Source organism: Catellatospora paridis (assembly GCF_009720365.1).
In the GTDB taxonomy this organism is placed as follows: domain Bacteria; phylum Actinomycetota; class Actinomycetes; order Mycobacteriales; family Micromonosporaceae; genus Catellatospora; species Catellatospora paridis.
In genome coordinates this window covers 102,887-114,911 of record NZ_ML769314.1, presented here as the reverse complement: position 1 = coordinate 114,911, position 12,025 = coordinate 102,887, and the positions used below count along the sequence as shown (strand labels likewise).

Genomic DNA, 12,025 nt, shown 5'->3' with positions numbered 1-12,025 from the left:
TGATAGTAGGCCCGCGGGACGACGCTACGCATGCACGCCCGTCTACGATCACCCGATGCGCAGGCTGGTGCGGTCGTTCCTCGTGTTGCTCGTCCTGGCGCTCACCGGCCTGGCGGGGATCGAGGTGTCCCGGCTGCACGCGGCGAGCCCGCTGGCGCGCACCGACGCGGAGATCGTCGCGGACGCGCTGCCGCGCCTGGCCTTCCAGCGCGAGGCGCTCGACGGCGGCAGCGCCGCGCGGATGCAGCAGCTGTTCCCCGAGGGATGGTTCTTCAGCTACACGCTCTACGGCCTGACCTGGCTCGACGTCGGCGCGCGCAGCACGCAGTTGCGGGCACGGGCGCTGGCCGAGGCGCGCTGGGCGCTGTCCCAGGTGGACTCCGCAGAGGGCAGCGCGGTCTTCGACGCCTCGCTCGAACCGCCGTACGGCGTGTTCTATCAGGGCTGGGCCACCTGGCTGCGAGGCGGCGTGGTCGCGCTCGACGGGCCGGACGCGCCGGAGCGGGCCCGGCTGACCGCGGACGCCGACGCGCTGGCCACGGCGTTCCGGCGGCAGCTCGACACGACCGGGTCGCCGTTCCTGACCGCATACCCGGGGCAGGCCTGGCCCTGTGACAGCGCCGTGGGCATCGCCGCGGTGCGGCTGGCGGGCACGCTGACCGGTGTCGACCGCGCGGGCCTGGTCCGCGACTGGCTGGCCGCCGCGGACACCCGCCGCGACCCGGCGACCGGGCTGCTCCCGCACACCGTGGACCCGGCGACCGGACAGCCGACCAGCGGCGCGCGCGCCACCTCGCAGGTGATGGTGCTGCGCTTCCTGCGCGAGGTGGACCCGGCGGTCGGCGCCCGCGACTGGGCGGCCTTCCGCGCGCAGTTCGCCTCGACCGTGCCGGGCGCGCCCGGCATCCGCGAGCACCCGCGCGGCGTCGACCTCGCGGGCGACGTCGACTCCGGGCCCCTGCTGTGGGGGCTGAGCACGTCGGCGAGCGCGGTCGCCCTCGGCGACGCGGTCGTCTACGGCGACGCCCCGGCGGCCGCGGCGCTCACCGGCCTGGCCGAGGCGGCCGGGCTGGCCGTGCAGTGGGACGGTCGACGCCGCTACCTGGGCGGCGCGCTGCCCGTCGGCGACGCGTTCCTGGCCTGGTCGCTGGCGGCGCGGCCGTGGACCGGTGGCGACGTCACCGCCGCCACCGGCCCGTCGTGGACCTGGCGGCTGCCCTGGTATGCCGCGCTGACGGCGCTGCTCGCCCCGGCCTGGCTGCTGGCCCTGGTCGCCGCCCGGATCCCCCCGTTCGGCCGGGCCCGGCGGCCGCGTCAGCAGGCCGGAGCCCGGCCCACCGACGCATCGCCGTCCGTCACAGGACCCGGTCCAGGGCGCTGAGGCCGGGCACGGCGACGGTGCCCAGGCGCTGCCCGGTCGCGGCGTCGAACCAGGCCACGGCGTCGGGCAGAGCCGTGTACACCCGCTTGCCGTCGGCGCTGACGCCCAGGCCGCGCACCACGCCCCCGGCGTCCCAGCTGCGCCACACCGGCGCGGCGTCGCGCGGCAGCACGTGCACCGTGCTGCCGACCGCCACCAGCACCTCGCGGAACGTCGCCGCCGCGAACGCGACGCCCACGCCCTTCGGGCCGTCGACGGTCTCGCGGACGGCGAGCTGCTCGGTCCCGACGACCGCGAACCGCCCGCTGGTCACGTCGGCCACGTAGAACTCGCCGCCCTCCGGCGACATCGTCAGTGCGTGCCCCGCCCCCGGACCCTCGCCGAACGGCGCGGGCAGGTCGACGCAGAACGCCCACTGCTCGGCCAGGTGCAACGTGTGCACGAACGCGTGCACGCCGCCGGGGCGACCGGCGATCAGGTCGCGGGTGTGCCGGTGGTCCGGCTGATGCGTGTAGAGGGTGTAGAGGACCTGCCGGTTCGGCGCGTACACGGCCATCCGGCCCTCGCCGCTCATCTCCTCCTCGGCCCCCGGCGGGACCGGCGACTTCACCCGGGTCAGCAGCGCCGAGCTGCGGCCGGTGGCCACGTCGACCTGGCGCACCCGGTACCGGTCCGGCGCGGTGGCGGGCAGCCAGTCCAGCACGAACAGGCCCTCGCCGCCGGTCGAGAACGCGTCCGGCACGATGTTGCCGGGCAGCTCCAGCCGGGCCACCTCACGGGCCGTGTCCGCGACCACCAGCGGGGTGCGCGCCCGGCCCGAGGGCACGTGGGTGACCTCGCCGGAGCCGGGCGCGGCCAACGCCACCAGCCGCCCGTCCGCGGAGACGACCCGCGGCGTCCACGCCCCGGCCAGCCGCGGCCCCGCGGTGCGCTGCCCGGTCCGGGTCTCGATCGCGGTCAGTTCGGTGTCCACGCCCGCCGCGGCGGCCGCGTACACGGTCGCGCCGTCCGGGGTGGCCAGACCGGCCCCGATCCGCTCCATCCCGGACGGCCGCAGCACGGTCAGCCCGCCCTCGGCCCGCACCAGCAGCAGGTCCGGCACGCCCGTCCCCGCCGCGGGCGCCGCCGCACGGCACCCGGTCAGCGCCGCTGCCGCGCCCACGCCGAGCAGGGCCAGCACATCACGTCTCGTCGTCATGCCCGGTCGAGTCACCGCACCGGACCCCGGTTCCCGTACGACGACGATCGATACGGAGTGGCCCGAGAGCCGCACGGCGGGCCGGGTTGACCGTCGGCTCCGGATTTGCTGACCGAGCGGCCGGTGCGCGACAGGCACCCGCCCACTACGTTTCTCGCTCGTAACCGTGACAGACGGCAGACGGCAGACGAGAGACGGCAGGCATCCGGCGGTGGAGGACGATTTCGGGTACGAGGGCCGGCGGCGGATTCGCGTACCGCTGCTGGAACGGCTGCGCGCCCTGCCGCTGGTGGCAGCCGCAGTGTTCACCGCCGCGCTGATCCTGCTCATCCTCACCACCGTCCACCGGCCGGCGACCTGGAACGACGCGCTGCCGTGGGAGGACCAGCCGAGCGCCGCGCCCGTCGTCGCGCCGATCAACCCGGACGCCCCGGCGGCGCACACCCCCGCACCGCGCACCCCCGCGGCCCGGCCCGCGGCGACCGCGTCGGCGTCGGCCGCCCCGCGGGCCGAAGGCTCGTCGCCGTCCCCGGCCGCCACGCCGTCCCCGGCCATCTCGCCGTCCCCGGCCGCCCCGCCGCCGCCAGCCGCGCCGCGGACCACACGCCACGAGGCCGAGTCGGCGAGCCGGTCCCAGGCCCGCACCGCCGACGACCACACCGGCTACAGCGGCTCGGGCTTCATCGACTTCGACAACACCGCCGGCGGATACCTGCAGTGGAGCGTGCCGGGCAAGGCCGGCACGGCCACGCTGCGGCTGCGCTTCGCCAACGCCGGCTGCTGCAGCCGCACCATGGACATCAGCGTCAACGGCGGCACCGTGCACCGCGGTGTCCGCTTCGACCCGACGCCCAGCTGGGACGCCTGGAACACGGTCACCGTCACCGTCACCCTGACCGCGGGCGCGAACACCGTCCGGGCCACCGCCGCCAGCCGCGAGGGCGGCCCGAACGTCGACTACCTCGAGGTCGTCCAGTAGCTCACGGAATCAGCAGCAGCTTGCCCGTGGTACGCCGGGAGGTCAGATCCTCGTGGGCGCGCGCGGCCTCGGCCAGCGGATACCGGCCGCCGATCGACACGTGCAGGGTGCCCGCGTCGACCCAGCCGAGCACGTCGGTGGCCCGCTCCAGCAGCTCCTGCCGCGAGACCACGAAGTCGCCGAGCGTAGGCCGGGTCAGCACCGCCGAGCCGGCCGACATCAGGCGCAGCGGGTCCACCGGCGGCACCGGGCCGCTGGCCGCACCGTACAGGGCCAGCACACCGCGCCGCCGCAGCGAGGCCAGGCTCGCGTCGAACGTGGACGCGCCGACGCCGTCGTACACGGCGGCCACGCCCTCGCCGCCGGTCAGCGCGCGCACCTGCGCCGCCAGATCGTCGACCTGGTCGTAGCGGATGACCTCGGCCGCGCCCGCGTTCCGGGCCAGGTGCTCCTTCGCCTCCGTGGACACCGTGCCGATCACCCGGCCGCCCAAGTGCGTGACCAGCTGCGTCAGCAGCAGCCCCATGCCGCCGGCCGCCGCGTGCACCAGCACCGTCTCACCGGCCCGCACCGGGTGCACGTCATGGGTCAGGAAGTGCGCGGTCATGCCCTGCAGCAGCACCGCCGCCGCGGTCTCGTCGGACACCCCGTCGGGCAGCGGCACCAGCCGGTCCACGGGCACGGCCGCGGCCTGCGCGTACGCCCCGGGCGCCAGGACCCAGCCGACCCGGTCGCCGATCGCCACCCCGGTCACGTCCGGCCCCAGCGCGACGACCCGGCCCGCGGCCTCCACCCCGGGGATGAACGGCAGGGGCGTCGGATAGCGGCCCATGCGGTGGTACACGTCGATGAAGTTGACACCCGTCGCGGCGATCTCGACGACCGCCTGACCCGGACCCGGCACGGGCAGGTCGACGTCGGCGGGGGTGAGCACCTCGGACCCGCCGTACTGCGTGATCTGAACAGCCTGCATGGTCCGAGCCTGCCTCATCGGGGCCGGATGCGGGGGTCGGGGCACGCCTGCGGAGGGACAATGAGAGCAGCATCGCAGGAACGGGAGGAGGCGCGTCATGACCACCGCGACGATGACCACGACCTGGATGGTGGAGCTGCGGTACGAGGAGGACGCGGATCTGACCAGGGCGATCGCGTCCATGCGGCTGCCGTCGGGGCGGTTGCTGACCGCTGAGGGGCAGGCCCGGCGCAATCCGGTCGATCGGCCGCGGGCGTCGATCGGTGAGGAGATGGCGGGGGCTCGGGCGCTGTCGGGGTTGGCGCACCGGCTTTTGGAGGCTGCCGCGGACGAGGTCGAGACGAATGTGCACGGGGGTGATCCGGCGATTTGAGGTCTCGGTTCGTCGGGGGGCGCTCCGCGGGGTGGTGCCCGGCTGCGCTGGGGGCCTGCGGCCCTTTTACGCTCCGCCGGGCACCACCCCGCTCCGCTTGGCGTCAGGACGTGGTGGCCAGGGCGAGTGGGAGCACTCCGGGGGCGCCTGCCTGGAGGAGTTGGCGGGCTACTACGGCCATGGTCCAGCCTGAGTCGAGTTGGTCGTCCACGAGTAGGACGGGGCCGGACAGGTTTCGGAGTCTGTCGGCCATGTCGTCGGGGATGGTGAAGGCGTCGTGTAGGGCTTTGACGCGTTGGGCGCTGTTGGCGCGGGGCTGGTCCGGGGGCGGGCCGCCCGCGACTGTGCCGAGGAACTCCAGTCGGCCTACTCGGGCGACGTGTTCGGCTACGCCGGTGATCAGGTGGGGGCGGGTGCGGGAGTTGATGGCCACGACGGCGGCGGGGCGGGTGGGCCAGGGGTCGGTGCCGTGGGACCAGTCTTTGAGGACCTCGACGAGTACGTCGAGCAGGTCTTGGGGTGGGGTGGTGTCGGGGGTGCCGTCGGCGAGGAGTTCTCTGAGTCTGGTGCCCCAGCCGAGGTCGGAGAGGCGGCCTACGGCGCGGCCGGGGAGGGTTTGTTGGGCTGGGGGGATCTTTCCCGTCAGGGCTACGCCGGCGGCGGCGAGGCCGGTGGGCCACATCTTGCGGGATTCGATCTGGACGCCGGGGCGGCCGAGGAAGGTGTGGGCGGCGTTGAGGGCGTCGGCGGAGACGTCCTTGGTGTAGGCGGGGCCGGCGCAGTTGTCGCAGCGGCCGCAGCGTCGCGCCTCGGGGTCGTCGAGGGTGTGGCGGAGGAACTCCATGCGGCAGCGGGTCGTGGCGGTGTAGTCGCACATCGAGTCCTGTTCGGCCTGGCGGGCCTTGGCGATGCGGGCGTAGCGCTCGGTGTCGTACGCCCAGGGGCAGCCGGTGGCCTCCCAGCCGCCGCGGACGCGCTTGACCGCGCCGTCCACGTCGAGGACCTTGAGCATCATCTCCAGGCGGTTGCGGCGCAGGTCGACCTGGACCTCGAGGGCCTGCGTCGACACGGGCCTGCCGGCGGTGTCGAGCACGTCGAGGACGCGGCGGACCTGGTCCTCGGGCGGGAAGGCGAGCGAGGCGAAGTAGCGCCAGATGGCGGCGTCCTCGGGGCCGGGCAGCAGCATCACGTCGGCACCGGCGACGGCGCGCCCGGCGCGGCCGACCTGCTGGTAGTAGGCGATGGGCGAGGCGGGCGCGCCGAGGTGGACCACGAAGCCGAGGTCGGGTTTGTCGAAGCCCATGCCGAGGGCGGAGGTGGCGACCAGCGCCTTGAGCTTGTTGTCGAGCAGGTCCTGTTCGGCGGAGCGGCGGTCGGCGTCCTCGGCCTGGCCGGTGTAGGAGGCCACGGCGTAGCCCCGGCTCGCGAGGAACTGGGCGGTCTCCTGGGCGGCGGCGACGGTCAGCGTGTAGACGATGCCGGAGCCGGGGATCTGGTCCAGGTGGTCGGCGAGCCAGGCCAGCCGGTGTGCCGGGCTGGGCAGTTCCAGCGCGGCCAGCCGCAGCGACTCGCGGTCCAGCGGGCCGCGCAGCACCAGCGGCTCGTGGTCGGCCGGCTGGCCCCCGCCCAGTTGCTCGGCGACGTCCGTGGTGACCCGCTCGTTGGCGGTGGCGGTGGTGGCCAGCACCGGCGTGCCCGGGGGCAGCTCGGCCAGCATGGTGCGCAGCCGCCGGTAGTCGGGGCGGAAGTCGTGGCCCCAGTCGGAGACGCAGTGCGCCTCGTCGACCACGAGCAGGCCCGTGGTGGCCGCCAGGCGGGGCAGCACGGTGTCGCGGAAGTCGGGGTTGTTGAGCCGTTCCGGGCTGATCAGCAGCACGTCCACCGCGCCGTCGGCGATCTCGGCGGTGATGTGGTCCCAGTCCTCGAGGTTGGCCGAGTTGATGGTGCGGGCGTGGATGCCCGCCCGCGCCGCCGCCTCGACCTGGTTGCGCATCAGCGCCAGCAGCGGCGACACGATCACCGTCGGGCCGTGGCCGCGCTCGCGCAGCAGCGCCGTGGCGACGAAGTACACCGCGGACTTGCCCCAGCCGGTGCGCTGCACGCACAGCACCCGCCGGGCGTCGGCGACCAGCGCCTCGATCGCCCGCCACTGGTCCGGCCGCAGCTCGGCATGGTCACCCGCGAGCCGCCGCAGCACCGTTTCGGCACGTTCGCGCAGTTCCGTCCTGTCGTCCGCCATCCCGCAGTTCTACCAGCCGGGGGTGTCAGCCTGGCGGCTGGCGGGTAATCAGGGCAGATGACCAATATCGGCTACACGCTCATGACCGAGCAGCGCGGGCCGCGGGAACTGGTCGACGACGCGGTACGCGCCGAGGCGGCCGGGTTCGGCTTCGCGGTCTGCTCCGACCACTACTACCCGTGGCTGGCCGAGCAGGGGCACGCCCCGTTCGCCTGGTCGGTGCTGGGCGCGGCCGCCCACGCCACCGAGCGCATCCCGCTGGTCTCCTTCGTCACCTGCCCCACCATGCGGTATCACCCGACGGTGGTGGCACAGATGGCGGCGACCGTGGGCGTCATGTCCCAGGGCAGGTTCACGCTCGGGATGGGCGCCGGCGAGAACCTCAACGAGCACGTGGTAGGGGCGTACCCGCAGGCCGTACAGCGCCACGCGATGCTGTCCGAGGCCCTGGAGATCATCGGCCCGCTGCTGGCCGGCGAGGTCGTGCACCACCTCGGCGAGTACTTCGAGGTGCCCGAGGCACGGCTGTGGGACCTGCCCGACGAGCGGGTGCCGATCGGCGTCGCGGTGTCCGGGCCGTCCTCGATCCGGCTGGCCGCCCGCCACGACGCGGCGATGATCGCGGTCGAGCCGAAACGTGAGCTGATCGAGCAGTACGACCGTGCCGGAGGCAGCGGCCCGCGCTACGGCCAGGTGGCCATCTGCTGGGGTCCGGACGCCGACGAGTGCGCCCGGATCGCCCACGACCAGTTCCGCTGGTTCGATCTGGGCTGGGCGGTCAACGCGGAGATGCCGCACCCGCGCTCGTTCGCCGCGGCGACCACCGCGATGACCCCCGGGATGGTCGCCGAGAAGATCTCCTGTGGCCCGGACGTGGACAAGCATGTGGCCGCCGTTCGACAGTTCGCCGACGCCGGGTTCACCGACATCGCCCTGATTCAGATCGGCGGCGACAGCCAGCCCGACTTCCTCGACTTTGCCGAGAAGCAACTCCTACCTGCCCTGAGCAGCATCTGAACAGGCACGGCGTTAACAAGGTGCCCTTCCTCTACGCAGAGCGTTGTGCAGGTGCCCTTCCTTTCGCGCCGGGGGCGCGGCGGGAGAGTCGGAGGATGCGCAGGACCATGGCGGGTCTGCGGAGGACGCCGGGTGGGGTGAGCAGGTGCTGGACGGCGGTGAAGATGCGCCGGATCTCCGGGTCGACCTGGGCGGCGAGCTGGATGCGGCGGGAGTAGCGGTTGCGCAGGGCGATGCCGCGCGGGCGTTCGCCCTGGGTCTGCGGGTAGGCGAAGTCACCGCCGGCGGCGAACCCCCAGGGCGTGGCGAGGATGTGGGCCGCCTGTCCGTAGTAGTCCGCGGCGAGGGCGGCGGTGGCGGAGCGGTGCGTGTCGAGCTGCCTGGCCAGGGCCTGGGCCTCCAGCGCGGCGCAGGTCATGCCCTGGCCGTAGATCGGGTTGAAGCTGCAGATCGCGTCACCCAGGGCGAGGTAGCCCGCGGGGTGAGCGGGCAGGTCCTCGAAGTGGCGGCGGCGGTTGGACGGGAAGGTGAACGACACGGCCTCGGTCACCGGCTCGCACCTGTCGATCAGTCCGGCGATGCCGGGGTGGGGCAGGCTGCGGGCGTGCGCGGCGAACGCGTCCGGGTCGGCCGAGGCGGGGAAGTCGCCATGCCAGCCGCCCATGGAGATCAGCCAGCGGTCGTCCTCGATCGGCAGGGCCAGCCCGACCCGGGTCTCGTGCGGTGCGGCGGGCAGCACGAACACCGCGGTGGCGTCGCTCAGGTCGCCGGGTCTGCGCTGGAAGAGGCGGGTGGTGTAGCCGACGCCGATCTTGACCTCGGTGACCGCGGGGGCGGCGAAGCCCAGCTCGGCAAGCCAGCGGTCGGAGCGGCTGCCCCGGCCCGAGCAGTCGACCACCAGCGCGCACGGCAGCGTCTCGCCGCTGTCCAGCACCACGCCGGTGACCACGCCGTCCGCGCCCGCCAGCCCGGCGGCCGCGACCCCGGCCCGGATCTCGACGTCGGGCAGCGCCGACACCCGGCCGCGCACGGCGTGTTCCAGCAGCGGGCGGCTGAACGACAGCAGGGTGATGCCGGTCGGCGACTTCGCCCAGACGCTGCCGTACCGGTAGAAGATCATCTCGGTGCCCGGCTCGAACGGCACCGCACCCGCCCCGACCAGCTCGTCCACCAGGCCGTCGAACAGCTCGCCGAGCGCCCGCTGACCGGCCGCGAGCAGCACCGCGCCGTGGTTGCCCTGCGGCACGCCGCGCCGCGGCACCGCCGACGGCGGCAGGTCGTCCCGGTCCAGCACGACCACCCGGGCGTACCGGTCGGCCAGCACCCGCGCGGCGCACAGGCCCGCGATGCCGGCGCCGATCACGACTGCGGTGGATCCGGACGGGTTCGGGGCGTTCTCGGTCATCCGTCCATCTTCGACGCCGCGCGCCGACATCGCCGACCCGGGTGGCGATTCACGCGACGGATGTGACGATTTCCCGCCAGCCCTAACGATCAACGAGGATCGATACTAGGGTGCTGGTGTGTCCTCATCCGCCGTGGTGCTGCTGGGCGGGCTGCCGTTCACGCTGCTCGCGGTGCTCTTCCTGGGGCTGCTGGCGCAGGCGCAGTCCCGGCGCGACGGCGTGCGCCCGGGCCGGCTCAGCGCGGCCGAGCGCGCGAAGCTGACCGCCGAGGCCCGCGAGCTGGAGGAGGTCGCGGCGGAGGTGCTCGAAGCGGCCCGCACCGCGGTGCTGCTGGCCGAGCGCACAGCGGCCGAGCTGGCGGCCGCCGAGGCCGAGCGGGATGCCGCCTGGCAGAGCCACCTGGCCGCCGCGCAGCTGCTGGAGGAGGCGACCGAGTCGCTGCCGCCCGAGCCGGTCGAGGCCGCCGTCTCCGCGGAGAACCTGCGCGAGGTCTCCCGCGCCGCGCGGGCGGCGTACAAGCGCGGCGACCTGTCGATGGAGCAGCTGCGCGCGGTGTGGCAGCAGGTCGACGGGTGGGACCAGTCCCGCCAGGACCGCTCGCACGGGTTGTCCCGGCTGCGCGCCGAGGACGCCGAGGCGGCCCGGCTCTACCACGTCGCCGCCTCCCGGGCGCGGCACGCCCGGCGCGCCGCCGAGGTGGCCCGGGTGTCCTCGCACGCGCTCACCCAGGAGGCGGCCGACGCCGCGTACGAGGCCCAGGCGGTGCAGACCGTGCTACGCGGGAAGCGCTGACGCCTACCCGCCTCGACGGGCGACGAAACCGCCCGCGACGATTGAACCGCCCGAACCCCGGGTACCCCTCCTTCATGCGCGACTACGACGAAGTGGTGGAGGTCGTCTACGCCTGGCAGCAACCGGAACCGGCCGGGGGCGTCCCCGCCCGCGACCTCCCCGACGAAGACCTGCTCCGCGAACTGGCAGCGATCCACCGCACCCGCCACGACACCCTGCGCCACGGCTCCGACCAGGCCCTGGCCCACCACACCGAACGCATGATCGAACTAGAGGCCGACTACCTCCGCCGCCACCCCATCCGCGAAATCGACCCGGCCCGCCTACGCCCCGACCAAGCCCCATGATCGCGACGATCTTGCAAGAACTGCGCCGACGACACACGCAAAACGGTCATAAGGTCAACAGTTCGCGCAAGATCGTCGCGATCTGACGGGTGGGACGGCGCGGGACGTGTGGGGTGGGTTACGGGGGTTCGGGATGGTGGGGTGGGACGTGAGATTCTTGGGGGCGTGACTGCGACCTTGATGCTGGGGCGATACCCCGTCGATCCGCCCGTGGTGCTCGCACCGATGGCGGGCATCACCAATGTCGCGTTCCGGCAGCTCTGCCGCGAGCAGGGGGCCGGTATCTACGTCTGCGAGATGATCACCACCGTCGCGCTGGCGGTGCGCAACCCGAAGACCGAGAAGATGATCGAGTTCGGGCCGGACGAGCATCCCCGCAGCATGCAGCTCTACGGTGTAGACCCCGACATCACCGCCAAGGCCGTGCGCCGGGTGGTGGACGAGAACCTCGCCGACCACATCGACCTCAACTTCGGCTGCAGCGTCAAGAAGATCACGAGCAAGGGCGGCGGCTCCGCGATCCCGTGGAAGCGCCGCCTGTTCGGCTCGATCATCAAGGCCGCCGTCGACGCGGCCGCGCCCGCCGGCATCCCGGTCACCATCAAGATGCGCAAGGGCATCGACGACGACCACCTGACGTACGTCGAGGCCGGCCTGATCGCGCAGGAGGCCGGTGTGAAGTGGGTGGCCCTGCACGCGCGCACCGCCGCCCAGCGCTACTCCGGCGAGGCCGACTGGGAGTCCATCGCCACCCTGAAGCAGGCCCTGGACGTGCCGGTGCTGGGCAACGGCGACATCTGGGAGGCCGACGACGCGCTGCGCATGGTGGCCGAGACCGGCTGCGACGGCGTCGTGGTGGGCCGGGGCTGCCTGGGCCGGCCGTGGCTGTTCGCCGACCTGGCCGCCGCGTTCGCCGGGCGGCCCGAGCGGGTCATGCCCGACCTGGGCGAGGTCGCGCAGGTCATGCGCCGCCACGCGGAGCTGCTGGTGCACTGGTGGGGCGCCGAGCGCGAGGCCGTCACCGACTTCCGCAAGCACGTCTCCTGGTATCTCAAGGGCTTCCCGGTGGGCTCCGAACTGCGCCGCTCGATGGCCATGGCGTCGTCGCTGATGGAATTGGACGACCTGCTCGGCAAGCTGGACCGCGACGCGCCGTTCCCGGTGGCCAACCTGGGCCAGCCGCGCGGGCGCACCAACTCCCCCGCCAAGGTCGTGCTCCCCTACGGCTGGCTCGACGACCGCGACTCCCAGCTCGTCCCGGAGGACGCCGAACACGACGACTCCGGCGGCTGACCAGCCTCCCCCACCCGCCTCGCGTAA

The 12,025-nt window shown here is 73.8% G+C and carries 11 protein-coding genes; 7 read left to right on the top strand and 4 right to left on the bottom strand.

The features are described from left to right. The first annotated feature begins 55 nt into the window (after positions 1-55). The gene (locus F9C41_RS09650) at positions 56-1,381 is read left to right on the top strand and encodes a hypothetical protein (protein ID WP_196279700.1); all 1,326 of its coding nucleotides are present in this window, start codon (positions 56-58) and stop codon (positions 1,379-1,381) included. Here F9C41_RS09650 and F9C41_RS09645 read toward each other — a convergent pair. Continuing rightward, entirely contained in the window at positions 1,356-2,579 is a 1,224-nt protein-coding gene (locus F9C41_RS09645; RefSeq protein ID WP_155386364.1) for a YncE family protein, read from the bottom strand. The two genes, F9C41_RS09650 and F9C41_RS09645, sit on opposite strands and share 26 nt — an antisense overlap. 211 nt (positions 2,580-2,790) lie before the next feature. On the opposite strand from F9C41_RS09645, the gene F9C41_RS09640 reads away from it, so the two are divergent. Then, on the top strand, positions 2,791-3,558 hold the full coding sequence (locus F9C41_RS09640) for a carbohydrate-binding protein (protein WP_196279699.1): 768 nt from the start codon (positions 2,791-2,793) through the stop codon (positions 3,556-3,558). Position 3,559: 1 nt separating this feature from the next. On the opposite strand, the gene F9C41_RS09635 is transcribed toward F9C41_RS09640, so the two are convergent. Next, complete coding sequence (locus tag F9C41_RS09635; protein ID WP_155386362.1) at positions 3,560-4,531, bottom strand: quinone oxidoreductase family protein; 972 nt, start codon at positions 4,529-4,531, stop codon at positions 3,560-3,562. A 97-nt stretch (positions 4,532-4,628) separates the two neighbouring features. Between F9C41_RS09635 and F9C41_RS09630 the strand changes: the two genes are divergently transcribed. Then, positions 4,629-4,904, top strand: coding sequence for a dsRBD fold-containing protein (locus F9C41_RS09630; protein WP_155386361.1), 276 nt, complete (start codon positions 4,629-4,631; stop codon positions 4,902-4,904). Positions 4,905-5,007: 103 nt separating this feature from the next. On the opposite strand, the gene F9C41_RS09625 is transcribed toward F9C41_RS09630, so the two are convergent. Then, positions 5,008-7,143 (bottom strand): RecQ family ATP-dependent DNA helicase, encoded by a 2,136-nt coding sequence (locus F9C41_RS09625; protein WP_155386360.1) that lies wholly within the window; start codon positions 7,141-7,143, stop codon positions 5,008-5,010. Positions 7,144-7,200: 57 nt separating this feature from the next. Between F9C41_RS09625 and F9C41_RS09620 the strand changes: the two genes are divergently transcribed. Continuing rightward, the gene (locus F9C41_RS09620) at positions 7,201-8,160 is read left to right on the top strand and encodes a TIGR03557 family F420-dependent LLM class oxidoreductase (protein WP_155386359.1); all 960 of its coding nucleotides are present in this window, start codon (positions 7,201-7,203) and stop codon (positions 8,158-8,160) included. 31 nt (positions 8,161-8,191) lie between these two features. Here the strand turns inward: F9C41_RS09620 and F9C41_RS09615 are convergent, their stop codons facing one another. Beyond that, positions 8,192-9,565 (bottom strand): FAD-dependent oxidoreductase, encoded by a 1,374-nt coding sequence (locus tag F9C41_RS09615; RefSeq protein ID WP_155386358.1) that lies wholly within the window; start codon positions 9,563-9,565, stop codon positions 8,192-8,194. A gap of 118 nt (positions 9,566-9,683) precedes the next feature. Between F9C41_RS09615 and F9C41_RS09610 the strand changes: the two genes are divergently transcribed. The 3 genes from F9C41_RS09610 (at position 9,684) to dusB (ending at position 11,998) form a co-directional block, all read left to right on the top strand. Next, positions 9,684-10,358: a hypothetical protein gene (locus tag F9C41_RS09610; protein ID WP_155386357.1), complete on the top strand. Its 675-nt coding sequence runs from the start codon at positions 9,684-9,686 to the stop codon at positions 10,356-10,358. A 74-nt stretch (positions 10,359-10,432) separates the two neighbouring features. After that, on the top strand, positions 10,433-10,705 hold the full coding sequence (locus F9C41_RS09605) for a DUF6158 family protein (RefSeq protein ID WP_230689463.1): 273 nt from the start codon (positions 10,433-10,435) through the stop codon (positions 10,703-10,705). A 180-nt stretch (positions 10,706-10,885) separates the two neighbouring features. Beyond that, a complete protein-coding gene (gene dusB / locus F9C41_RS09600; RefSeq protein ID WP_155386892.1) occupies positions 10,886-11,998 on the top strand; it encodes a tRNA dihydrouridine synthase DusB in 1,113 nt (370 codons plus the stop codon). Positions 11,999-12,025 lie beyond the last annotated feature (27 nt).